Annotated in this window: 21 protein-coding genes and 1 pseudogene; 19 read left to right on the forward strand and 3 right to left on the reverse strand. The window is 50.4% G+C overall.

From position 1 onward, the window contains the following. Positions 1 to 95: 95 nt before the first annotated feature. The 17 genes from arsC (at position 96) to C162_RS19850 (ending at position 21,929) form a co-directional block, all read left to right on the forward strand. Positions 96 to 515 (forward strand): arsenate reductase (thioredoxin), encoded by a 420-nt coding sequence (arsC, locus tag C162_RS19765; RefSeq protein WP_036696860.1) that lies wholly within the window; start codon positions 96 to 98, stop codon positions 513 to 515. A 411-nt stretch (positions 516 to 926) separates the two neighbouring features. Continuing rightward, positions 927 to 1,460, forward strand: coding sequence for a 3'-5' exonuclease (locus C162_RS19770; RefSeq protein ID WP_036696861.1), 534 nt, complete (start codon positions 927 to 929; stop codon positions 1,458 to 1,460). A gap of 390 nt (positions 1,461 to 1,850) precedes the next feature. After that, entirely contained in the window at positions 1,851 to 7,478 is a 5,628-nt protein-coding gene (locus tag C162_RS36390) for a sugar-binding protein (RefSeq protein ID WP_162174477.1), read from the forward strand. 153 nt (positions 7,479 to 7,631) lie between these two features. Beyond that, a complete protein-coding gene (locus C162_RS19785) occupies positions 7,632 to 8,894 on the forward strand; it encodes an AMP-binding protein (RefSeq protein WP_036696862.1) in 1,263 nt (420 codons plus the stop codon). A gap of 65 nt (positions 8,895 to 8,959) precedes the next feature. Beyond that, positions 8,960 to 9,151: a phosphopantetheine-binding protein gene (locus C162_RS36980; RefSeq protein ID WP_084648982.1), complete on the forward strand. Its 192-nt coding sequence runs from the start codon at positions 8,960 to 8,962 to the stop codon at positions 9,149 to 9,151. Between the two features lie 20 nt (positions 9,152 to 9,171). Then, positions 9,172 to 9,450, forward strand: a complete 279-nt coding sequence (locus tag C162_RS19795; RefSeq protein WP_162174478.1) for an acyl carrier protein — start codon at positions 9,172 to 9,174, stop codon at positions 9,448 to 9,450. A gap of 1 nt (position 9,451) precedes the next feature. After that, on the forward strand, positions 9,452 to 10,411 hold the full coding sequence (locus C162_RS19800) for a DUF6005 family protein (RefSeq protein WP_036696864.1): 960 nt from the start codon (positions 9,452 to 9,454) through the stop codon (positions 10,409 to 10,411). Continuing rightward, positions 10,362 to 11,735 carry a glycosyltransferase family 4 protein gene (locus C162_RS19805; RefSeq protein ID WP_063829043.1) on the forward strand — a complete coding sequence of 458 codons (1,374 nt, stop codon included), beginning with the start codon at positions 10,362 to 10,364 and terminating at the stop codon, positions 11,733 to 11,735. The genes C162_RS19800 and C162_RS19805 overlap by 50 nt, the downstream gene beginning before the upstream one ends. Beyond that, positions 11,722 to 13,518, forward strand: coding sequence for an ABC transporter ATP-binding protein (locus tag C162_RS34480; RefSeq protein ID WP_051493748.1), 1,797 nt, complete (start codon positions 11,722 to 11,724; stop codon positions 13,516 to 13,518). Before C162_RS19805 ends, C162_RS34480 begins: the two co-directional genes overlap by 14 nt. Continuing rightward, complete coding sequence (locus C162_RS19815; protein ID WP_036696866.1) at positions 13,515 to 15,059, forward strand: class I adenylate-forming enzyme family protein; 1,545 nt, start codon at positions 13,515 to 13,517, stop codon at positions 15,057 to 15,059. The genes C162_RS34480 and C162_RS19815 overlap by 4 nt, the downstream gene beginning before the upstream one ends. Next, entirely contained in the window at positions 15,043 to 15,300 is a 258-nt protein-coding gene (locus C162_RS19820; RefSeq protein ID WP_084648984.1) for an acyl carrier protein, read from the forward strand. Before C162_RS19815 ends, C162_RS19820 begins: the two co-directional genes overlap by 17 nt. Beyond that, entirely contained in the window at positions 15,297 to 16,439 is a 1,143-nt protein-coding gene (locus C162_RS19825) for a phenylacetate--CoA ligase family protein (protein WP_036696868.1), read from the forward strand. The genes C162_RS19820 and C162_RS19825 overlap by 4 nt, the downstream gene beginning before the upstream one ends. Before the next feature lie 4 nt (positions 16,440 to 16,443). Further along, on the forward strand, positions 16,444 to 17,436 hold the full coding sequence (locus tag C162_RS19830) for a hypothetical protein (protein WP_036696869.1): 993 nt from the start codon (positions 16,444 to 16,446) through the stop codon (positions 17,434 to 17,436). Positions 17,437 to 17,482: 46 nt separating this feature from the next. Then, on the forward strand, positions 17,483 to 18,292 hold the full coding sequence (locus C162_RS19835) for a sugar phosphate isomerase/epimerase family protein (protein WP_268748811.1): 810 nt from the start codon (positions 17,483 to 17,485) through the stop codon (positions 18,290 to 18,292). Continuing rightward, positions 18,292 to 19,578 (forward strand): ATP-grasp domain-containing protein, encoded by a 1,287-nt coding sequence (locus C162_RS19840; RefSeq protein ID WP_036696871.1) that lies wholly within the window; start codon positions 18,292 to 18,294, stop codon positions 19,576 to 19,578. The genes C162_RS19835 and C162_RS19840 overlap by 1 nt, the downstream gene beginning before the upstream one ends. Continuing rightward, positions 19,575 to 20,846 carry a hypothetical protein gene (locus C162_RS19845; protein WP_036696876.1) on the forward strand — a complete coding sequence of 424 codons (1,272 nt, stop codon included), beginning with the start codon at positions 19,575 to 19,577 and terminating at the stop codon, positions 20,844 to 20,846. Before C162_RS19840 ends, C162_RS19845 begins: the two co-directional genes overlap by 4 nt. A 30-nt stretch (positions 20,847 to 20,876) precedes the next feature. Beyond that, positions 20,877 to 21,929 carry a hypothetical protein gene (locus C162_RS19850; RefSeq protein WP_036696878.1) on the forward strand — a complete coding sequence of 351 codons (1,053 nt, stop codon included), beginning with the start codon at positions 20,877 to 20,879 and terminating at the stop codon, positions 21,927 to 21,929. A gap of 133 nt (positions 21,930 to 22,062) precedes the next feature. Here the strand turns inward: C162_RS19850 and C162_RS19855 are convergent, their stop codons facing one another. Genes C162_RS19855 through C162_RS19865 form a run of 3 tightly spaced genes read right to left on the reverse strand, consistent with a single transcriptional unit; the run spans position 22,063 to position 23,721 of the window. Then, positions 22,063 to 22,557: an arsinothricin resistance N-acetyltransferase ArsN1 family A gene (locus C162_RS19855; RefSeq protein ID WP_036696891.1), complete on the reverse strand. Its 495-nt coding sequence runs from the start codon at positions 22,555 to 22,557 to the stop codon at positions 22,063 to 22,065. 21 nt (positions 22,558 to 22,578) lie between these two features. Continuing rightward, positions 22,579 to 23,214 carry a methyltransferase domain-containing protein gene (locus C162_RS19860; protein WP_036696879.1) on the reverse strand — a complete coding sequence of 212 codons (636 nt, stop codon included), beginning with the start codon at positions 23,212 to 23,214 and terminating at the stop codon, positions 22,579 to 22,581. Positions 23,215 to 23,271: 57 nt separating this feature from the next. Beyond that, entirely contained in the window at positions 23,272 to 23,721 is a 450-nt protein-coding gene (locus C162_RS19865) for a MarR family winged helix-turn-helix transcriptional regulator (protein ID WP_036696881.1), read from the reverse strand. Positions 23,722 to 23,854: 133 nt separating this feature from the next. Here C162_RS19865 and C162_RS19870 point away from each other — a divergent pair, with 133 nt between their 5' ends. Together C162_RS19870 and C162_RS19875 are read left to right on the forward strand one after the other, a co-directional pair. After that, a complete protein-coding gene (locus C162_RS19870) occupies positions 23,855 to 24,181 on the forward strand; it encodes an ArsR/SmtB family transcription factor (protein ID WP_036696882.1) in 327 nt (108 codons plus the stop codon). A 152-nt stretch (positions 24,182 to 24,333) separates the two neighbouring features. After that, positions 24,334 to 25,299 (forward strand): annotated as a pseudogene (locus C162_RS19875) (arsenic transporter); the annotation flags it as partial.

A 25,299-nucleotide genomic window follows, 5' to 3' on the forward strand; every position in this document is an offset into this window, starting at 1 on the left:
CAGGCATTATTTTGACGATCCCTACGCTGTTCATCACACTGCTTGGTTTATATATAACATTGACCCTATTTTAAACTCGAAGGAGATTAAGACTTATGGATAAGAAGACCATTTACTTTTTGTGCACAGGAAACTCCTGCCGGAGCCAGATGGCGGAAGGATGGGCCAAAAAATACTTGAGCAATGAATGGAACGTATACAGTGCCGGTATTGAAGCTCACGGTTTGAACCCGAAAGCCGTTCAGGCGATGAGTGAAGTAGGTATAGATATCTCAGGTCAAACATCAGATATTATTGATCCGCAGCTGCTGAACAGCTCTGATCTCGTTATTACATTATGTGGAGATGCAGCAGATAAATGCCCGGTTACCCCGCCTCAGGTGAAACGGGAGCACTGGGGATTCGATGATCCGGCGAAGACTCAAGGAACTGATGAGGAGAAGTGGGCGGTCTTCCAGCGGGTTCGTGATCAAGTGGGCGAACGCATCAAACAATTTGCTGAAACGGGTGAATAGTCTTATATCCAGAAAAATAATTATTGTCGCTGGACAATAACACAGTCCTATAAGATCCGCGCCCAGCGCGGTTTTTTTGTTTTAATTGAGACAGGGGGAAACTTTCTGGATACAGCCAATAATTATGCGATATGGAACGAAGGCTGTGTTGGCGGAGAAAGCGAGTCTTTGCTTGGCGAATGGATGAAAGAAAGAAAAAACAGAGCTCATGTTGACGATAACAAAACTGAACTTGAGGAGACCTTGGAGACTTTTGATTGTTTGGTTAAAGCTGGTAAAGTAAGAGCTATATGCTGCAGTAATTACCGGTTTTCCAGGCTGTTGCTGCAAGCGGTCTAACGCAATTGGAAGAAAATTTAGGCATAGCCCGGAGCGATGGGTCTATCGATTCGAATTACAAAAGGAGTATATATGAACTATATCATTTTTGATCTGGAAGCCACTTGTTGGGAAAATGACCGCAAAAGGCAAAACGAAATTATTGAAATCGGAGCCGTAAAACTCAATGAAAGGCTGAAGACTGTGAGCGAATTCCAAATTTTTGTCAAGCCTGCATTAAGCCCACAGCTTTCTGATTTTTGTAAGCGGCTTACCTCCATTTCTCAGACGGATGTGGATGCTTCAATATATTTTCCGCAGGCAATCTATCAATTTCGAGAGTGGATAGGTATTGAACCTCATATCCTCTGCTCCTGGGGGTTTTATGATAAGAACCAGTTGCAGAAGGATTGTGCACTCCATCAAATCGCAAGTGAATGGACGGATAACCATATCAGTCTCAAGCATCAGCACGGGAGGATGATTGGCAAGGAGCGGGGCGTAGGCATGGAGAGAGCTTTGACTATGCTTAAACTGCCGCTTGAAGGTACTCACCATAGGGGTATCGATGATGCCAAAAACATTGCGAAAATATTCGTTAAAATTTTTGACCAATTGATGTTTTGATAAAAGCGGATCAAAAATACGCAGGTAGAGCGACATTTCAAGTGAATATGGTCATTACAGATAATACTCCATCCAGAAGGGATTCTGAGGGAATTGTAATAGTCCATTTGAGCAGAGGCAGCCAAACTATGGCTGCTTTTTCATTGCGCTAACGGAAAACGTTAGTTGAATGACAATCTCAAACAAATCTTGAATGTCGCCCATGTAGATTGATACTTGAATAAATTGCGAAATTCTACATAGGAATAGGGTGAAATAACAACAAATTTACGGAGGAGGAAATAATGAAAGCGCTATTATATCCGTTACGATGAAGTAAGCTATTGAAGCCTTGGTGTATACGATATGGTAAGCCGTGAGCGCACGGATCGAAAAAAAGGAGGATTTTCAATGATGTCAAAACGATTTGGCAGAGTGCTCGCGTTCCTCTGTTGCTTGCTAATGGTGGCGTCACTAATGCCTACCAGCTTTGCCGCCGCCACTGACAACAACGAGTATACAGAAGCACTTAATGGCGACAGCAGTTCTACAGCTCTTACAAGCTTGCAGACAAATGAAATGCCGACCGCCATTTTTGGAACTCCCGAACTCGGGTCAGACGACCCGCTGTGGGCCCTGACCATGGAGCATCTCATCAACAAAAGCACTGTGCCCGGCGACCCCAGGCCCCATTCCACAGGCACAGCCAGGATCCTTTGGGACCAAGACTACCTGTATGCCCGTGTAGTCGTGGAGGACAGCAATCTATATCAGGGACCCGGCAATGATTATCAGTACGACGGCCTGGAGTTTTATGCCGGCGCTGGAACCCAAGGCGCGAATCAATGGCGCATCAGCGCGACAGGCGTGTTTTCAGGGCAAAACGCTCCCGGAAGAGCTGCGTGGACTGAGATCACGGACACAGGATATATCGTGGAGATGAGAATACCTAAAAGAACCTTGAACTTGCAGGCAGGCCCGTTTACCTTTGAAGTGTATATCAATAACTCGTCGGAAAAGGGCGGTGACCGCTATGAAGTCGTTTCCTGTTTCGGAACTCCGGACGCGGCTTACAACAATGCTGCTTCTTTTACAAACAGCCTGAATCTCATTGACGCTAGTGGAGCGGACGACAGATTCTCAATCACTGCCACGGCAGAATCGGGCGGCCGGATAACGCCGAACGCACCCGGCAATGTTCTGAGAATTGCTAGCGGCTTAGACAAAACCTTTACGGTTACCTCCGATTACGGCAAAATTGTAAATACCGTAAAGGTAGACGGAGAGGACGCAGCTCTATCCGATGATGGCACTTATACCTTTTCAAATGTTGTCGCTAACCATACCCTTCAAGTGACATTCAAAAATGATTCGACCGCGGAGTTGCTTCCCTTTATTGTATGGAATGACAACTTCGCCCGTGGAGAGTACACGACGGCTGTCATCATTGACTTAGGCGAAGGGAAGGCGGCGGAAGGCTCCAAGCTTAATCCGGACTTGTTTACCGTCTCGGCTAGGAACACGACCCTGAACGGCGACTCGGTAACCTTTGAAGGGACGCGCAAGATCTCTAGGGTATACGCCAATGACGAACCGAAGGTACGTGGCTATCTGGGGACGGTAAGCCGTTCACCGGATTATCAGGACGGACTGGAACGCGGCCGTTACATCGTAGTTGAGTTTGAGTTTTATTCTGAGAGCGGCGGCAATATAACGCTGGATGGCAACATGAACTCAACAAAACAGGTTTACAGCGTCGTCCAAAACGGCGGGATCATACTGACAGAAGGGGAGCCGCTTAACTACGCGGTTTTTGAACAGGAAAAAGTTGCGAATCCGATCCTTGACCAATTCACAGCACCTACGGGCAATTCAGTTAATCGCGCGCTCTACCTTCACAAGGATGGAAACGGTGAGGTGTCGCGGGGCTTGCCGTTGTATGTCTATACCCACGGCATGGGACGCGGCGGCACAAGCGCTGCGACTGACCCAAAAGCGGCGATGAAATCAGCCAACGGCTCGGTCGCTCTGATGAAAAAAATGGAAATAGATCCCGGGAAATACGCCAGCCATATACTGAATATTTCCTATAATGGCACGAGTACTCCCTCCACAGCCAATGTTAAGAAGGTTATAGACGACCTGGTTGGCAGCGGTGCAGTAGACCCTAACCGTATTTATGCGGCGGGCTTCTCATGGGGCGGACAGTATACGAACAGCTTAGTTAACGCTTATCCCGGCTTCTTCGCGTCCGCCGCACCTATGTCTCCGGTAAGCGGCTCACCGAACGCGAACGCCAACTACGTTCACACCAACCTGGCCTATTGGATGTTTATCAATGAGTATAACGTTGGAGGATACCAGACTAACCTAGCTAACTTCATAACCGCCAATATGCCGAAAATGATCAACGCGAGAGCTTCGCGCTTTGCGAGCAATGAGGCTCTAATATGGCCTTATAATCAATTTGATCAGCCGAATCAGAAACCGAATCCGAACCATTCACCTGTCCTGAGTGATTCGGTGGCCCACGAAGTTGAAGCGGCGGTTCTTTACAACGACATAACGATGGGGACTTGGAGCATAGCGCCAACAGCGCAGTCCTCTAACTTGCCGGCTTGGAACAATGACTACACTGATGTCTTTGATTGGATGTTCGCGCAGACCGCAGCAAACAATCGGCCTGTTGCCGGATACGGTTCACCTGTATTGGGCACAAACGACAAACTGTGGGAACAAGCTGTGGAGTTTGACATAAACAACAGTAGCGCACCCGACCAGAAGATAGGTCCCAAGGCCACCGGCAAAGCTAAAGTATTTTGGGACGAAGACTTTCTGTATGCACGCGTTGTGGTTACCGATCCGAATGTGTGCGTCGGTCACACGCCTGGCACTGAGTACATGACCGACAGTGTGGAATTTTATGTCGGTGACGGAAGAAGCGGCTCAAACCAGTGGCGTATTGGCGCAAGCGGTATTTTCTCAGGTCAAACCGCTGCGGGCCGCGACGGTTCGGTTAAACGAACGGACACCGGGTATATCGCAGAAGTGAAGATACCTAGAGGAACCATTGAATTCACGAGCAATTCCCCGATTACGTTTGATGTGTACATCAATAACTCAACGGGTGCGGGGAATGACCGTTATGAGGTTATATCCGCTTTAGGTAAGCCCGACGCGGGTTATGGCAGTTCTGACAGTTTCAAGAATAGCTTGCTGCTGCTTGGGGGCTCCACGGTATCCAGGCACCCCGTTAACGCCACGGCAGGATTAAACGGCACCATCTCGCCATCCGGCTTGATTCGGGTAGCTGACGGCGGAAGCCAATCCTTTACATTCACTCCGATCAGCGGTTATGTCGTGGATACAGTAACTGTAAATGGTGCGTCTGTAGAGATTGCAAACAATACCTATACCTTGAAAAACGTGAACACCGATGACAAGGTAATCCATGTTACATTCAAACCCGATCAGGCCGCAACGTTACTTAACTTTATCGTATACAACGATAACTTTGCCACCGGTGAATTTACCACAGCCGTTATCATCGATCTGGGTGCGGGAAATGAAGCTGTGGGTGCCGACCTTAGTTCAAACCTGTTTACAGTCTCGGCGAGGAATACTCTGCTGAACGGTAACCTGGCATATCAAGGCACACGCACCGTCAATAGAGTATACGTCAATGACGAACCTAGACCCAGAGGGTATAAGGGGGTGAACCAGAACTCCCCGGATTATCAAGCTGGACTTACTAAAGGCCGCTACATCGTTGTAGAATTGGAATTTTGGACATTAACCGGCGGACAGTCCACTTTGGAAGCATCCAAATCCACCATCCAGAATTACAACATTGTATCTAGTGGCGATATCAAGCTTGATGGTAAGGCTGCCATTGTTAAGTCGTCTTTCGCACAGTCAGGTACCGTCAATGAAATCATCGACAAATTTGAAGTGGGTCCCAAAATTGACAAAGCGGAAGCGATGCAGTATGGACTCTATATTCATAAGGACGGTAACGGCGTTCCGGTAAAAGGGCTTCCCCTTTACATCTACGCTCACGGTTCTACCCGCGGCGGTACACAGGACGGGGATACCTTTGCGCCCATCAGGTCCGCCAACGGAGCCACCGCGCTTATGAAGAAAATGGAGAAGAACTCTAAATATGCTAGTCATATAATCGCTTTGCGGGCTCAAAACAACGTTCAGGCAACACCCGCTACCTTAAAGGCTTATATCGATGATCTGGTAAGAAAGGGACTTGTTGACCCCAACCGTATTTACATGGCAGGCTTCTCTATGGGATCCGCTTATACGAATACTTTCTTGACGACATATCCCGATTTGCTCGCAGCCGCGGCGCCTATGTCTTATCCGCCATCAATCAACGCGAAACAAGCCGAAACTCTTAAAAACTTTGCATACTGGTCATTCGTTAACACAACTGATTCTTCAACAATAAAAACAGGGGCGGAAACTTATATTGCAAATATAATGCCCCTATTGGAAAACGCCAGGCACACGTTCATCGACAGAAATGAAATATTCGTTTGGCCTTATGACCAATGGACAAAGGCGGAAGCACCTGTTAATGGAACCAATTGGATTCCTTCCGGCCATGAGATGGAAGCTTCAGTTCTGTGGAACAATATTTCAGGGTACAAGGATACTTTGTCCAATATAGGTTCCAACAAGGAGTGGAGCCTTAAACCTACTGCGCAGTCCTCTAAGTTGCCGACTTGGAACAATGACTACACTGACGTCTTTGATTGGATGTTCGCACAGAGAAAACCGGGCGTACCCGGTGCTCCGGGCAGCTTCAAGGCGACGGCGGGCGACGGACAGGTCACATTGAGTTGGACTGCTCCAGCTGACGACGGCGGCAGCACGATATTGGGTTACAAGGTCTGGTATGGCAACGTGACGCCGGTCACTCTAGATGCGAAGACGGCCCAATATACCTTCAAGAGCCTGAAAAATGGCCAAAGCTATACCTTCAAGATCGTTGCGGTGAGCGCGAAGGGCGACAGTGCGGAGATGAGTGCGACGGCGACGCCGACGGCTTCCAATGTGCCCAATCCTTCTGGTGGCAATACGGGTAATACCGGCAGTACGGGCAACACCAGCAATACGGGCAATACTGGCAATACAGGCAATACCAGCACCGGGACAGTCACTGGATCGTTGAAGCCGACCTACACAGTGAACACACCGAAGGATAAGCCCGCGGTCACGGACAAGAACGGCAACACCACCCTACCCGGCGGCGGCGAGATTGTGACCAAGGGCGGGACGAAGATTAAGGTACCCGAAGGTACGACTATAGACTCAAAAGGTAAGGTGACCCTTCCGGCGGGCAAGAGCGCCGAAGTGACACTACACGGCGGCGCGAGTGCCGGCTTAGACAAAGGCATGTCGCTGAACATCCATGAGGGTACGGAATTTGTGTTCGATGACGACACCCCGCTGGGCTTCCTCGTGGTGTCTGGCAATCCTTTCAGGGATGTCAACATGGACGACTGGTTCTACAGCTACGTAAACTCCGCTTACACATACGGTCTTTTCAACGGCACGACGTCCACGATGTTCTCACCAGGCACCTCAATGACGCGTGCGATGTACGTGCAGGTACTGGCCAATCTAGAGAACGTTAACCGCTCCGGCTACACGAATTCCCGCTTTAGAGACGTGCCGGATGGGCAGTGGTACACGGCGGCAGTCGAGTGGGCGGCCGAAAGCGGCATAGTCAACGGTATAAACGCAGACCTGTTTGAACCCCATTCACCGATGACACGCGAGCAGATGCTGGTGATGCTGTACAATTACATGAAGTACAAGGGCTATGAGATACCTGCAAGCCACTCTAAGTCCTTCGCAGACGAGAGTCAGATCAGCCCATGGGCGTTGAAGGCCGTTCAGGCACAGCAGGGCATCGGAATTGTATCAGGCAAGCCGGACAACTTCTTTGCCCCCCAAGCCACCGCCACCCGCGCTGAAGTAGCTACTATCTTTATAAAGTTCATCGAATATCTGGCTAAGTAAAAGCGTAAACAGAAACATGAGGACCCTTTCGGCTGGGCAAGATCCAGCCGGAAGGGTCTCTTTTCAGCAATCCTGACTACAAGAGAAGGAAAACGTCGATATGTGGAGAAAATATCTAAAGAAGTAAAAAAATCTCACGGGAAAGGAGACTCCATGTTCATTGTTAATAAAGAACATTATGACCAGCATGAACTGGAACGTCGAATAAACGCGATATACGCATTATTGGGTTCCTCTGTTTGGAAGGAACGGCGGACAGCTGTATGCATGAAGGAGCCGGCGAATATTCTGGCCGCCACGGAGCTGATTATTAGGAGTGAGGGCTCGGTGCTTCTGATCAACGGCGATACCCCGATTGAAAGCGCTCTCCGTCAATCTGAAGACGCAGGCTGTACAGGTCTGCTGACAGATGCAGGAGGCAGCGCCGTCTTTCACCCTCTACACTCACGCCTGGATCGGATGAATGGGGAGCCGTCCTTGCTTCAATTCAGCTCCGGCACGACCGGCGCTCCCAAGTTAGTTGAACGGTCTTGGTCTCATGTGCAAATGGAAATCGAGGCCTACAACAAGATGCTGCCCTGCAGCGGGGAGGATCAACCAATCATTCTGGTGCCCGTGTCTCATTCCTTCGGATTAATCACAGGCACGCTTTCCGCACTTAAGCGCGGAGTCAAGCCGGTTATCGTGACGGACAAGAACCCCAAGTTCGCCCTGCATCTCATGCAGCAGCATGATCGCCATGTGGTGTATGCAGTGCCCTTTCTCTTTCAAATTCTGCTCAGCCTCATGAGAGAGAAGGTGCTGCTTAGAAAGATGGTATCCTCTGGCTCCCCGATGTCTGCAGAACTGCTGAACAGGCTTGGGGGTGCAGGTGTGAAGGTGATCCAGCAATACGGGTGCTCTGAGGCGGGCTGCATCTCGCTTGGCGACCGGCCCTCCGGTTCTACGGATGCCGGGATGTTGCTGGAGCATATGGCAATGGAAAGAGCCGGAACCCGGGATCAGCCGGATGAAATAATCATTGCCACAGGCGGACGCCGGATTCATACCGGAGATATGGGATATTGGCTCAGCGGCAGGCTTCATGTTCAGTGCCGGATGGATGATCTGATTAATGTGTCAGGACTGAAAGTAGCTCCCTCCGAGGTGGAGGATGTTATCCGGAGGCTCAGCGGCGTTCAGGAAGCTGTCGTGCACAAGGCTCCGCATCCCGTCTGGGGGGAAGCTGTCAAAGCTCGAATCGTCCGGAAGGGCGATGCGCTGTCTCAGGAGGATGTGAAGAGGTGGTGCGCGCGGTTTCTGCCTGCTTATAAAGTTCCGGGCTTTATTGCTTTTACGGAGGACATTCCGAAGACGAGTACAGGGAAGGTAATGCGAAAACAATTGGTAGAAGAGGAGTATGGTATTCATGGATAAGGAACAAACGGTATCTCAATTGAGGCAGCTCATGTCCGAACAATTGGAGCTCTCTCCCGGACGTCATTAAAGAGGAAGATCGGCTGTACGAAGACTTAAACGTAGATTCGATCATGGTACTCCAATTGGTGGTATACATCGAGGAAGTGTTCAACGTAACTGTGCCTGAGGAGGAGATGGATCCTGCCGTCTTCCAAACGGTCGGTTCTTTAGTCGATTTCATCCACGCCCTTAAGGGGGAGCACATCAAATCTTAAGATCATAGAAAAGGATGGATATGATGATTAACGTGAATGCACAGGATATCGTACAATTCGTGATTGATCGGGTGGCCGATTTGACCTCCAGACCGGAGCTGGCGGAGGAATTGAATGGGGACGCACCGCTAGAGGATGCAGGCGTGGATTCAGTGCTGCTGGTCAACCTGATGATGCAGATTGAACAGCAGTACGACATTTTTTACGAGGACGACGAGCTTCTGCAGGAGAACTTCGCCACCGCGCGTTTGATCTCACAACGCATATTGGCCAAACGGGCCGTTCAAACCGAGGTTTGACGTGAAACAAGCCCATTGCTTTCTGAACGGACTCGGTTATGGCTTGGAGCAAGCCGGATGGGATGAACGTCCGCTCTATATCGGTGCTTGGGACGCGCCATTCAGCGTTACGGAGGACGGCAAGCTGACCTATTTCTCAGCGGACATCACACCGTCCGAATATTTGCGGCTGTTTACCCGCCTGTACGGGGAAGGGGCCATGGAGTGGTATGATTACGGGGCCGACAAGCTCGTCAACCTGAAGAAGTTTCTGGAGGTCCTGCGGCGTAATCCGGATCTTCCTGTTTTGGTACAGCTCGACCTGTTTCATATGCCCTATCAAAAAAGAACGTTTCAAACCATGCATCAGCCCCATTTTGTCATCGTACACGGAATGCGGGGCGATCAATTCGTGGTATACGACCGCTATTTTGAATGGGAAGGGTTAGTGGCCACGAGCCATGTACACGATGCTTTTCTGAGCAATGAGCTGGGCGGGGGACTGCTGCTTCATCCCGAATGGCTCCATGCGCCGGACGCTCACGAGGTGGCGAGAATCTTCGAGGATACGATAGAGACCGATCCGGGTGAACGATCGCTAACCGGCATGGTGAGGCGGAGGATTATGCAGACGGTGGAATCGCCCGATATGTATCCGCCCGGGGCCTTGAAGGATGCTGTATCCCAGCTCGGCATCCTCGCCAAACGCAAATACAGCTACGGGCTGCTGTATCAATATTTTTCGGAAGCGCTTAATCAAGGTACGGAGCTGTATCAGGAGCAGCTGGAAGGATTCATAAGAATGTGGAGTACGCTCGCATACCTGGCGATCCGTACGTCTATGCCGGGACGAACCGGAGAAATCGGACTGCTGGTGGATAAGGTGGAGCAGCTGCACAGGACGGAGCAACAGCTGAAGGAGGAATTGATCGATGTCTATCATCGCTGGAAACTTCGATTTGCATGCGGAGTGCAGACCTAGGGTGGGCTGCTTCGACGGCCATTCCCCCCGGTTGAACGAACGGGTGATTGATGACAAGTGGACAGGGTATCTGGCTGAATATACGGAGCTCATCCGCATTCCGCCGGTACGCTTTGCCAAGATCTTCGGGGGTTCGCTTCGCCAGTTCTCCAAGCAGCCGATGTCTTCGCTTCCGCAAGCATCGGAGCGGCTGGCCCGATTATGCGAGGAATACGGAATCGATACGCTTTATGTGAATGCTCCTTATTTCATGCCTTACTTGATGCTGGTTCGGAGCTTCTCCAAGCTTCCGCTTCGCTTCATGGTTATCGCCCATTCCGTCGCATCCGCCCGTTGGCTGACAAACTGGCTGTCCTGTGCACCTTGGATTACAGAACAGGATGTGCTGCTTGCCAGTACGGAATCCTGCAGACAGGCGCTGGTTAATCTCTCACCCCGGTATGCACATGCCCATAAGATCCCGTTATGCATCGACACCTTGCTGGCTGCGGAGCCGGTTCGGCCGCTTGCCGGTAAACGTCTGTTATCCATCGGCCGGCTGGAAGAGGTGAAGAACATTCATGTGCTCTTAGAGGCTATGGCGGAAATCAAGCAGCGTGTCCCGGACACTGTATTGACGGTTGCCGGAGAATATACGGGGTCTTTGCAGGAAGCGGACCGATATAAAGAACGGCTTGAAGCCATCGTAGCGGAATATAGACTGGAGCAAACCGTGGAGTTTACAGGTCCCGTCCACGGGAGTGAGAAAGACTGCCTGTTCCAAGAATCCAGGCTTCTGGTCAACCTCTCCACCGATCCGGGAGAGACGTTTGGCTTCAACCTCCTGGAAGCGAAAGCCCACGGTCTTCCTGTGGTCTGCACCAACTGGGACGGTTTCCGGGAGCTGCTTGTTGACGGCGTGGACGGTTCCTTCGTCCAGGTAGATTGGACCGGTGAACATCCGAAGATAGATCTGGGCGGGCTGGTTCGAAGCTGCACCGAGGTCCTGCTGGATGAGAAGCTTCACGACAATCTCTCGCAAGGAGCGCGGCTTGGCGCTCTAATGTACGACTATCGCACCATCATGCCGCAGATCAGGAGGCTCCTGAATGCTCCCCTTGGACAGATAGCGGGTGAGGCGGAGGAGACCGCCCTGCTGGAATCTTCTATGAGAACGCTGAACGAAATCTATCATTGCAGCTTATTGGAAGCGACAGGCTGTTTGAATGAATCGCCGCTGTCGGTTCTGGATTGGCAGCCGCAGGGTGACACGGGGGAATGGATGCGCAGGGTGAAGCCGCTTATTCAACATTTTGCCGGGAGGAACCATCATGCACACGTTTAAACTGTTCCGACGTCTTGCTCCCTACGTGAGGATCAAATGGAATTTAACCTTGATCGCTTACGTTTGCACGTTCCTGCAATTGGGACTCGTCATGCTTCAGCCCTTAATCTTCGCCTATCTGATCGACCACGTGCTGATTGGCGGAAACCGTAAGCTGATTGTCCCGCTGCTTAGCCTTTCCTTGGGAATAGGCGTTCTCTCCATCGTGTTCCTGTTTATCCGGGTAGGTCTGTTCCGCTATCTGGGCATCTGTAATATGCTGGATATCCGGAACGAGCTGTTGAAGCATGTCCGGCAGATTCCCATTCCGGAGATTCAGAAGGAAGGACCCGGGAAATTCTCGGCCTTGCTCGGGATGGATACCGCTACGATGGGAAATTTCCTCAACCACATCCTGGTCGAGATTACCTCACAGCTGTTTATGATGCTGATATCCCTCGGAATCCTGTTCTATATGGATTGGCGGCTTGGCATCGTTGCGACGCTTAGCATCCCCTTCCTCTTATGGGTGCCAGGACTGTTCCGCAACCCTGTGGCGCGTTATTCGTCCGCCGTTCGAACCCATAATGAAGAGATCGGAACCTATCTCTATGAAGCGATCGAAAGTTCGCAAGAAATCCGGGCTTTAGGACTAGAGGGATGGGAACGGAAGCGGAATGAAACGATGTACAAGGGGCTGGTGAAGGCCAGCACCCGGGAAACGCTGTATGCCGTTATGTCGTTTCAAATCAGTGGATTTGTGATTAGCCTGATCCTGGCTGCCATCTATTGGATCGGCAGCGATCAGGTGCTCCACCAAATGATGACCGTCGGTATGATGGTTGCTTCCGTAACCTATCTGCAGAACGCTCTGAATCCTGTACAGCAGATTAACAACTTTTTCAGAGAGCTTCAAGGCGCGGAAGTTGCCATGGGCAGAATCGAGCAATTTATCCAGACCCCGATCGATCCCTATTCGGAAAACGAGAGGAAGCAGGCTTCGCCTGCAAGGGAGCCTCAGCTTGAAACAACGCCGTCCGATATCGAAGTGTGCAGTCTGCGCGTCGGGTACGGTGGAACGGAAATCTTGAAGGATCTGTCACTGTCGCTGTCTCCGGGCAAGGTTTATGCTTTCGTCGGGCGAAGCGGGTCTGGGAAATCCACCCTTTTCCGGGCGCTTATTGGGATGATGCCCGTGCTCGAAGGTGAAATTCGAATCGGCGGACAGAATCTGGAGGAGATGACCCGCAGCGCGATCAGCCGCAAGGTTGGCATCGTGTTCCAGGAGCCTTACTTGTTCCGGGGTACCCTTATGGAAAATATTGCTGTCGGGAACCTGGACGCAACGGAGGAGATGGTCATGCAAGCAGCCCTGAATGCGCGGCTAGGATCTCTGCTGGATCAACTGCCGGACGGACTCCACACGAAGATTGACCATAGAGGCTTCCAGCTATCTGGCGGACAGCGGCAGAGGCTGGCTATTGCGCGTGTCCTCTTGCACAATCCCGATATTCTTATCCTGGACGAACCGACCTCCGCCTTGGACCAGCTTACGGAGATTGAACTCATGGATTCCATACGCCAAGTCATGGCGGGCAAGACGGTTCTGGTAGCCACCCATCGCCTGCAAACCATTATAAACGCGGACCGTATTCTGGTGATGGAGAACGGTTGTCTGGTGGCGGAAGGCGACCACGAAGAGCTCATGAATCAATCGGCTGAGTATTATGCTATGGCATCGACCTTCGAGCGGGATACATCTGTGGCCGGACAGGCATCTCACAAGGAGGGGGTCCCGGTATGAATGGCACAGGCACCCTCAGGGAATTGTTTCAACGTGCACGAAGGCATGACCGGGGAATCACTTACGCGGCACGAAGCGGCGAGTCCGATTGGACAAGCTATGCGGAACTCGGAAACCGCATGGACCTTCTCGCTGAACGGCTGAAGCAGGAGCAGCTGCGTCCGAATTTTATCGGGGCCGTCTGGATGGCTCCGACGCCGGAGTGTCTGGCTGTCATCGGGGCAGTTATTTTGGCGGGAGGCATTCCGCTCCCCATCCACAGCTACATGCCAGGACAGGACATGCTTCGCCTCATCCGCAAATTTGAACCCGAAGCTGTGTTCGTCTCTGAAGAGAAGCTTCCAATCCTTGCGGAATGGAACATGCAAGGGGAAGAGTTGCCATTCTGCCTGTATGCAGGTATGGCAAGCGGACCGGTTGCAGGAATCGCCGCCGCTCCGCGGCCGGTACGCCGGTACACGCCGCCAGAGGACACGCGGATGATATTCCTCTCCTCCGGTTCGACGGGAGAGCCGAAGGGTATCATGCTGAGCGACCGCAACATGCTGTCCAATGTGGACGCGATCCTGGACTACACGACTCTGTGCGACGGGGACATCGTTCTGCTCTCGAAGTCACTGGGGTATTGCTCGACCATTGTTGGGGAATGGTTCGCCGCCATGGCCTCTGGAGCCAATCTTGTTCTAAGCGGGGGCTTCGTGCATCCCTTCGAGATGATCCAGTGCGTCCGTACGAACAAGGTGACCTTCTTATGCACTGTGCCGTCTGCGATCCTGCCTCTAATACATTCCGCCAAATGGGCGGCGGAGGATCTGATGCCGCTCCGGCAGATGCTCATTGTCGGCGGCCCGATGCCTGCCGTCATGCTGCTTCGTTTGGCTGACCGTCTGCCTCACGTGCGGCTGACGCCTTCCTATGGACTGACCGAAGCCTCTCCGCGCGTCTCGTATTTGCCCTACGCTCAGTTGAGGACGAAACCGCAATCCGCCGGGATACCCATTAACGGCATCGAGCTGGCCATCGTTCAGGACGGAAGGGAGGCGGCAGCAGGGGAGAGTGGTGAGGTGGTCGTTCGGGGGCCGAATGTGATGATCGGCTATTATGACGATCCGGATCGCACCCGCGAGATCCTAGGCCCCCTCGGCCTGCATACCCGGGATACCGGGTATCTGGACGAGGATGGATATTTGCACTTGACCGGGCGAACCGATAACGCTCTCCTTGTCGGGGGACACACGGTGTACCCGGAAGCGGTCGAAAGCGTCCTGTTAAGCTTGCCTGGGGTGGCGGACGCTGCGGTGTCGGCCGTAGAAGACCTTCAATGGGGACATCGTCTGATTGCCGTGGTAGTATCCGAAGCTTCCACAGAGCCTGTCAGCAGCCCGGAGCTGCATGCCTGGTGCGTAAAGCGGTTATCCCCGGCCTTGCGTCCCAGGGAATTCCGCTTCGTTACGGCTCTGCCCAGAACGGCCAGCGGAAAGTTGGATCGCAAAGCCCTGAAATCTATGGTGAAGGAGGAAGAACATGTCCATAGAGCATGAAGATATACTCTTTAAGGTGAGAGAAACGATAGCTGCTGTGGCCAAGAGGCTAACCAGCGAGGTCGAGCTGGATCATGCTTTGGTAGACGATCTGGGAATCGACTCCATTCAAATACTGGAGCTTCTGTCGGCGCTGGAGGATACATTCGGCTTTGAGCTGGATGTGGACGATATTCGCCCGGAATCGTTCCGAAGCGTCCAGGCCGTATTGCATTTTGTAGAACGCAAGGTGGCTTCATGAAGGTGTTCACCCCGGGCCATTTGCAAGAGCTGGCTGACGAATTGCGCAGGACGTACCCGTTTTATAGCCCTTATACGGACGTTGATTTCCATCAGCTGCCGATTACAGACAAACACTTGATCGCAGACAACCGCGCCCTTTTCGAACATCCTGATGCAAGGCGGGTGACCGAATCGTTCACCTCGGGAACTACCGGAGTGCCGTTCCGCTGTGTGAAAACTACGGAGGAGATATGGACACTCTCGCTGACCCTGTATAAGCATAGAAAAAAGTGGGGGCTGCCGCCCAGGCACCGGATGCTGCTGCTGAGCAACCGTCTGCTGGCGGAGCCCAGGTCCCTTAGACATTATGCAGAACTGATAATCAGGGAAGATCCTCATTTTATCCAGGGGAGAGCTTCCGCTCTCTGCGCGTTGGCCGAATATATGCGTGACGGGGGATATTCGTTGCCGGCTTCCCTCCTGTTTACCCAGAACTGGGGCGAAACGCTGCATGGCTCTCAGAAAGAACGGATTGAGGAGGTGTTCCGCGTTCCATGCGTAGACTATTACGGTTTGGAAGAGTTCTGGTGTATCGCGTTCGCAGGCCAGAGCGGCCAATTGGAAATCGATGAGTCCGCCGTATATGTGGAAATTATTGATCCAGCCTCAAGACTCCATGTAGAGGAGGGGGAATTCGGCGAAGTGTTGGTCACCTCGCTGATCATGAGGAGTCTGCCTTATGTCCGTTACCGGACAGGGGATATCGGAAGTATTCGCAGGGACCCTGAAACCGGCCGTCTCCTTCTTCAACTGCTTCCCGTTCGAACATCCCAGATTCGGCTGCCTGGAGCACAGGTGCATTCCGCCGTCTTCCGGTATTTGGACAAGTTTTTTTGGGAGCTTGCTGCAGCCAGAGGAGTCCGCCAATTTCAGATCGTGCAGAATACATTAACCTCTTTTTCCGTCCGGCTGGCGACTGAAGCCTCGCCAAGCGAGTTCGAGGACGTGCAGGCCAAGCTATCCGCTTTTCTTCACCGAGCGGCGGGCAAGCCGGTGAAATTGTCCATAGAAACCGTCTCAAGGCTCGAAGCCGATCCTGTCAGCGGCAAAATACCGTCCTTTGTTTGCCGTATTTCCTCAAATGAAGAAGGAGAATGAAGAGATGACGTCTCATACGGATACGCCGGATGCCAAGCCGGAAATGATGAAGCTGGCGGCGATGGAATGTGCAGCTTCCTGCATCTTGACCCACTTATACCGGTCCGGGGCCAACCCTGATCTGTTTCTGCTGGATTACTGGAATGTCAATTATGTTTCGCGCATTATTACGGCGAGCCAGCATGTGCGGTTGAACAAAAGCTTGCCCTTTCTGTACGGCATCCATCTGGTTTACAAGGGAACTGGACCTGAGGCGCTGAAGCAGTCTGTTCAGTCAGGGAACCGTGCGGTAGTGAAATGCCGCCCATCCGATCTGGATTTTTTCCCTCCCAACATGCTGATCATGGCGGAGAGTGGATTCGATCATTATATCCTCGCAGATAGCTTCGATGAAGCGCGTAACGCCTTCAGAGTATTCGATCCCATTGTCGGTTTCAACGGATTCCTGACCGGAGAAGAGCTTATGCGGGCATCAGCGGAGCCGGAAGAGGAGGAGATCATTTTCTACGAGCTTCAGCCGGATCAAGAAGGGAAGGTGTTCGAGTCTCCCGGCAAGCATGATATCTTCACCTATGCAGCCAAGCGAAACTACGAAATGTATGTCCGTTCTCAATACAGTTCGGGTACCGCCGCATTGGACTGCTTTGCCCGGGATTTGCAGGAATCTCTAGCATTAAGCCCGGAACAAACCTCGAACTGGTTGAACCAGAACTCGATCGCCATTGCTTCCTTAACCAAGCTCCGATCTTCCATATGGAATAGCTTTGCCCAGCTGGGCGTGATGGACAAGGGGCAGGTGCTGGAAGGGACGAACCGGATCAGCGGGATCGTGAAGTTATGGACGACACTGAATTTCTTGCTGGTGAAATACCGCAAGAACATCGGGGACGAAGCGCTGCTGCGCTCGGCTCTTGCCAGGCTGCGGGACATTCAGGATGCGGAGCTTCAATTCCTGGCCTGGATGAATGGAATAGGCGGTGATCTGACTGCGGTATAATCTATGCACGATTTCTTTTCGGCACGAGCTGGTATCCTTCCGGGAGCTGCTCCGTTATGCTCGTGATACGGGCTTCAACGGTATAGAACTGTGGGGCGTGCATGCCAAGGCTTTGCTTCGCCAACGGGGACAGGAGCTGGGAGGTATGCTGGACGAAATGTTCAGCTACGGGCTCGAAATCAACATGCTGAGCGATTATATCCCTCTCATGGGGAATATCCCAACGGACGTTCTGCTTAAGGAATGGCAGGAAACCGTCCAGGCGGCCAAAGCGTTCCACACAGATAAGCTGAGGATTTTCGCCGGAAACCTGAGCAGCCAATCTCTTGATGAGAAGGACTGGGAGCTTTGCACCGGACGTCTAAATATCCTGTGCGCCGTAGCAGAGAGGGAAGGGGTCTATACAGTGGTTGAGACTCATCCGGGAACCGCTGCCGACGGCTTAGATTCCACACTTCAACTGCTCAGGCAAACCGGCCACCCAGCCTTGAAGCTGAATTTGGACTTTCTGCACATTTGGGAATCGGGCGCTGATCCCCTTGCCGCCTACGAACGCTTGAAGCCATGGATTTTCAATATCCATCTGAAGAATGTGGAATCCCGGCAATGGCTCGAAGTATTCTCTCCGAACAATATATATTCTCCGAGCGGCAGCCGCAGAGGTATCGTACCCTTGGCCGATGGAGAAATGGACTGCCAAGCCATAATGAAGCGCCTTCTCATGGACACTACCCGAGCCCCGGTATCTCTGGAATGGTTCGGAGCCATACCCTTTGAAATCTTAAAGTCGGAGCTGGGCTGGCTTAAAGGGCTGGAGTCCGATCACAAGCTGGGGAAAGTGGAGGTGACTGGATAATGAATAAAGCACCTTATGTGGAGCATCTGACTGGAACGCGCGCACCGAAGCTCTGGTACTCCAATATTAATTGGGAACAAGGAAAAGCCGCTCTAGATATTCGCTTACCCCAAATTAACAATGCGTCTGGAGACCGGCTCGTATCGCAAATGGATCTCTACCAAATTTATTTGGCTGACCGGGAGGATCTTGTTCTCCTGAAAAAGGCTCCGGATCCTGAATTCCTATCTTATTTGGAAGAAGAGAAGATAGCCATACCCTCAATCGCGATTGGCGCACGGTCTGAATATACGGGTGAGTTTCGCAACCGGATTGCCGTTCCTTACTTGATGGACGAGCAGGAGGAGCAGTTTCTCAAGGAAAACGGAGGGAGGTGGATCGGCCCGCCAGCCCGATTGTCCGTGGAACTGAACAGCAAGATCGCAACGCGTAAATTATGCGAAGAAATCGGCTTTCCAGTCAGCGACGGTAGGATATGCGAGGGGCTTGACGCGATCCGCCGTACTTGCGCCGAGTTGGAGGGACGGCATCCTGGAGCCCGGCTGGTTGTAAAAACCGCTTACGGTTCTTCCGGTAAAGCGCTGTTCCATATCCATCGAGGCCCGGATTTGGAGATGCTGCTGGGATATTTAGAGAGGCAGATCTCGCGGGGAGGCGGGCAACCGGTTGTGACGGTGGAACGCTGGCATCAGGTCGAGCGCCATCTGACGGCACAGCTCTGGCTGGGGGAAACAGATTGCGAGATCCTGGCTATGACCGAGCAGAGGATTACAGATGCAGGAGTGTACAGGGGGAGCCGTCTGCACCCGGACCTGCCTGAAGCCTTGATCGTGGCTTATACCGAACAGCTGCAGCAGCTGGGTACATCTTTACATTCCCGGGGCTACGAGGGCTTTCTCGGGGTAGACTCCATACTGGATGAAGACGGAACTTTAATACCGGTTATTGAGATCAACGCCCGTCTTACCATGGTCACGTATTTGCTGAAGATTCGCAAGCACTTGCTCGAACGCGGGTTTCCAAGAATGGAGACTCAATCCTATGATTTCAAGCTCCACCCTGGTGCCAAATTTGCAGAATTTGCCGAAAAGGTGGCATCGATAAGGATCTCTGCCGGACAAGGCGGGGCATTCGTGTATGGTTTCCACCAGGATGGGGAATCGGCAGACCGTATCCGGCCTTGCAGGGTCTCGACTTTGAGCTGGGGTGTGGACGATGAAGCGGAGAAGCTTGCCCGTCAAGGGCTGGAGGAAGCAATCATGGAATGGAGGGGAGCTGTCATATGACTATGGCTTCACAAAGACTGTCTAATCAGCAGGAAGTGGGCGAACCCTTTTGGCTGGAAGCAGTCAAGCCGTTCGGGTCACCCGTTTATGTATATGACGAGGGAAAGCTGGCCTCCGATTATTTTTCGCTGCGGGACGCTTTACCCAAGGATGTGACGCTATATTATTCCATGAAAGTCAACCCCAATCCGGAGGTATGCCGTCTCATAAACGGCTGGGGTTCGCCGATCGAAGTCGCATCGGTTGGGGAATATGAGATGGCCCGCTCTAACGGGGTAAATCCGCACAACATCGTGTTTACCGGACCGGGCAAAAGCGCGGACGAGATTCATCATGTGCTTCGCCATGGGATTTACGCGATTAATGCCGAGTCCATCCCGGAGCTATTCGTCATTCACGATGAAGCTGTTGCGCTTGGTATTGCCGCTCCCGTTATGTTAAGGGTCAATTTGTCTACTGGAGCCAAAGGCTCGCGGATGTCATCGGTCGGACATGCCTCCCAGTTTGGCATCGACGACAGTGAAATTAATGAAGCGGTGCAAACCGCCATTACCCTTGAAGGGCTAGAGCTGATCGGATTGCATACGTACCAGGGCACGCAAAATTTCCACCTCGACTTTTATATGGAGAGCGTTCCGATGATGTTCGGTCTCACCCGGCAGGTGCGAAATCAATTCGGCCTGCAGCTTCGCTGCTTAGGGCTCGGCGGCGGTTTCGGCGTTCCCATGTTTGAAGGCGATGAGCCGTTTCCTGTCGAAGCTTTCGGGGCGTATCTTGCCGGGGAGTTAGAGCGCAACCGGGATCTGGAATTGGAAATGGTATTCGTAGAATCAGGGCGGCGAATTGCCGCAACGATGGGGATTTATGCGGTCAGAGTGCTGTACACCAAGCTCTCCAAAGGCAAAGCCTTCACCATTGTCGATGGGGGAACCCACCATCGGGCTTTTTCCAGCCTGATGGGCCGAGGCTTCAAGCAGCCTCTGCCTCTTCAGCTTTGGAAGGCGGGGGAGCGCAAGCTATATGAATCCGGTGAAGGAGAAGGCCGAATCTCCTACAATGTTTGCGGTAAATTGTGCACTCCCGCAGATGTGCTGCAAGGCAGCGTCATGCTCCCCCCTCTAGAGCCGGGGGATTGGATCGCTTTTCCCCATATGGGGGCCTATGGCTTAACCTGCGGCAATGTTCATTTTCTGTCTCATGCTCTTCCGAAGGAAGTTATGCTTCGCCCTGACGGTACCTTAAATGATGTGAGCTGGCTGTCCACCTAATAAGTGAGTTCATCATAGGGAGTTGACCATGTGACACCTACCCATCGGATATTGCCTTATAATGACATTTGGCTTGATTGTGTTAATAATAACTTGATGGCGATTCTCATTAGTCATCATTCATCGTTCGAGAAGCTGCCTCTGACTTTTAAAACGCAGTACTGGAAAAAAATCATCAACCAGACATTCCCCGAAGACAATTTTGAAAGCTTGCTGCATCAAGGATTAATGCTGCCGAAGGTTCAATATGACACGGAACAGCTCTATCATTTTCTTCGCTTTGAGGATCAGCTTCTTGAGCAATCTGATATCCCTTTGCTGGATGAGATGATTGAATGCGCTTTAGACAAGAAGAAATATGTCTTTCTCGATGTGGACCGCTTTTTTTATTCCAGTGGAAGAGAATCCGGAAAAATACATTTTATCCATCCGACCTTTATTCATGGAAAATGTGCGGGTGGGGATGCATACACAGTAATTGAAGATTGCTTATCCCCAGGGCGAATGCACGATTACCAAACTCCACTTGAAGTCATTATGGAATCTACCCGATATCTAATGACAAGCGGCAGAAAAGTCAGATTCATCATGGTTTCTGTGCATGAAGGATCGATAAGAAATTTTAACCATGAATTTTCAGTACCGGACTCGTTTATCTCAGAACTCAGAAGCAATCTATTGGATGATAAAGTCGTTTTCCTCGAGCAATATGGTCTTCATTATCAGCTGGGACTACAAGCGTTGACCGATTATGTAGAGGAATTCGAAGAACTTGTAGGTCATTTGAACGATACCAGCATATTTGCCTTGAGAAGCAGTTCTTTTGCACAGAATCATAAGAAGAATAACAGGCTTTTTAAGTTACTGGAAGATCAATCGTCCCATACAAATCTCTATAAGAAGTTAGCAGAACAAAGCGTGGAACTAAGTCATTTATGGGAAATTTATAGAACGACAGTTATTAAAATGATCGTATCTAATCGTGTTCATGATCAAGCTATCGTAAAACTCGAAGAGATTGTGAAGAAAGAATATAACATGGTCCAGACGATGAAAATGGGAACTGAGGTTAGTAACTCTTAGAAAAAAGGCCGGGAAATGAATGAAGTCTGGAGAGATGTGTTATTTATGGAGAGAAGAAGTGAGATTGTAGGTATAGATTAAAAGGAGAAGTTCCTCCGTTTGCGGGTGGAACTTCTCCTTTTAATCTTCATTTTTATAGTAGCTTCTCCATAATCATCACATCAATGAACGCTCCGTCCATCAATCCTTGCTTCTCAAATACACCAACCTGCCGGTAGCCCATTTTTCGATACAATCCTTGACCACTCTCATTAAACGGAAAGGTAAAGAGAACCATTTTATAAAAGCTATTTTCTTTTGCTACCTTGTGTAAGGATTCCAGGAGGGAGCTGCCTACACCTTGCCCACGAAAGCTTCGATCAATATATACAGAAAGGTCAGCGACGCCGTTATAAGCGCACCGGTGAGAATATGGGTTCAGTGAGGCCCAGCCCATGACTTCACCTTCGCGTTCAGCAACCCAAACGCTGAAACGGCCTTGGTGATCGTTGAACCATGATTCCATATATGAAGAGTCTTTCGTTTCTGTTTCAAGTGTAGCGATCCGGTCCTCGATCCCCTGATTGTAGATACGAAGAATGCTTTGAATATCCTCAGGTGTGGCCTGACGAACAGTTAATGTACTAATCACATGAACATCCCCTTAAGATTACTTTCTCGCTTTAATTACAGCAGAGACGATGTATTGGTCAACGTTCGAACCTGGAATCCAATCTTTGATGAATGTTTTAGATTCTCCCTTTGGCTCAATGCTGATTTCAGTAAAGCCGCTTTCCTGAAGCATAAATTCCAAATCGGCAATGGAAGAGGCGCCTGAGATACAACCCGAATATAATTCATCCAGGTCATTTTTGATCTCAGGAGGAAGCTCGGCTGTAGTTACTATATCAGATATGGCAAGACGACCGGCAGGCTGAAGAACACGATAAGCCTCACGGAATACTTGCTGTTTGTCAGGGGAGAGATTAATCACGCAGTTGGAGATAATGACGTTGATCGAATTATCTGCAACAGGAAGATGCTCTATTTCGCCCAATCTGAATTCGGTGTTACTAAACTTACCTTTAAGGGCATTATCTCTTGCTCGACTGATCATCTCAGGTGTCATATCCTCACTGGAGTAACCCAACTTAGCAGATATGGCACTGAAATCAGATGGGGAGTCACAGCAACTGCTGACAGCAGAAGTTCGGCTGGGAGAGGAAGTCTCAACGTTTCTTACAGCAATCTTTTGATAACGTCCCCGTACATTTTGGCGAATCTGATCATTCGTAAGCTTGGTCATGATTATACACTCCTTAGTTGATATAATTTGCAACATACAAGTAAAAAAGAAGAGAAATCACCCTTTTACAGGTGCACAGCAATTGCTGAGTTTTCCCATAGATTCGTTGAAAAGCTTAATGGACCGTAATAATGTTTCTACTTCAAACTCACTCATATGCGAAAAGGCTTCGTTCAGGTATTCATTCATTTGGTGATCAATAGTTGTAGCTACCATTTTCCCTTCAGGAGTAAGCGCCAGGGTAAAAATTCTCCGATCTGTGGGGTTAGGTGTCTTTCTAACCAAGTTCATTTTTACCAAAGACTGGACTTGTCTGCTAAAGGTAGTGATATCCGTGCCAAGGGTTTCGGCGACTTGTTGCATGGAAGGATTATGACTCCGATCGATCTCATATAAAAGATGGCTTTGGGCTGCGGAAAGAGTACACCCTCCTACGCTGCAGCAGTCCTTATTGAGAAGCCCTAAGCGCCGGGTCATGATTTGGAATAGTTCTCTTGGGGTTTCCATTGTTCTCACCTCTTGATGTAGTTATAGCGCAATTAATTGCAAATTGCAAATATTATTTTGCAAAGTTGATAATTCATCTTAAAGGTCTTAGAATATAAGTATTGTCTTATATACGGGGAGGGGAGATTTTAAATTGGATACACTTGATAATCTTGCAGAAGACTTAAAGCTCCTTGGAGATAAGACGCGTCTCACGATCCTTACACTTCTAAAAGAGCGAGAGTGGTGTGTATGTGAATTCGTGGATCTCTTTGACATTTCTCAACCAGCCGTTAGTCAGCATCTACGTAAATTAAAAAGCAGCGGACTGGTAAAGGAACAGAAAAGGGGGCAGTGGGTGTACTATTCTTTAAACATTGAAGATAAACCCCATGTTAAGGCGATCCTAAATCTCACTCCGGATGCGAGTGGCATTCTCTTGCATTTGAATAAACCTTCTAAAACTGCATGCTGCGAGTAACACTTTTTCGTTGAATATATAATCATATAATTATATAATGATTCGTGACATTAAACTTAACTCTTTGAAGGGAGTGCTCTGATGCGTGGAGTTAGACATACAATGAGGGAATACCATTGGTATCTCTGGCAAGTCTGATATTTATAGTCACGATGGTTTTTGTTATTTGGCAACCTAAACATCTGTCCATTGGATGGTCTGCCTGCGGCGGAGCGTTACTCGCCTTACTTGTCGGTGTCGTCAGCTTGAAGGATGTTCTGGATGTTACGTTGATTGTGTGGAATGCCACACTGGCCTTTGTAGCAATCATTTTGATCTCCCTAATCCTCGATAAAATTGGATTCTTCGAATGGGCAGCTTTACATATGGCCAAAGCTGCTAGCGGGAATGGAACCCTAATGTTTATCTATGTCATCATTCTGGGTGCTGTAGTAGCGGCATTTTTTGCTAATGACGGAGCTGCGCTCATTCTAACACCAATTGTGTTGGCTATGGTCCGTGCGCTGAATTTTGATGAGAAAAAGGTTTTTCCGTTCATCATTGCTAGCGGGTTTATAGCAGATACTACGTCTTTGCCCTGGTTGTAAGCAATCTGGTGAATATCGTATCGGCTGACTTTTTCGGATTAACCTTTATGGAATATGCCGGACGGATGTTAATGCCTACCTTATTTTCTTTAGGGGCAAGCATCTTTGTGCTCTATCTCTTTTTCCGTAAAAGCATTCCAAGAAACTTTGATAGCTCCCAGCTAAAGAACCCTGAAGCGGCTGTTAAAGACAAGCAGATGTTTAAGTTATCCTGGTTCGTACTTGCGCTTCTGCTTGCAGGATACTTTGTCAGTGAATTCCTGAATATTCCGGTATCCATAGTGGCGGGTATCATCGCGATCTTTTTCTTGCTCATGGCAAGGAGAAGTCCTGCTGTTCCCACAATAGAAGTGTTGAAGGGGGCACCTTGGGCCATTGTGTTCTTTTCCATCGGCATGTATGTTGTCGTATATGGTCTAAGAAATGCGGGGCTTACGAATGTATTAGCTGATGCCATCCAGGCCGTTGCCGATCAAGGGCTGTTCGCAGCAACGATGGGGATGGGCTTTATTGCCGCGGTGATCTCCTCCA

This window comes from Paenibacillus sp. FSL R7-269 (genome assembly GCF_000517865.1).
In the GTDB taxonomy this organism is placed as follows: domain Bacteria; phylum Bacillota; class Bacilli; order Paenibacillales; family Paenibacillaceae; genus Paenibacillus_AQ.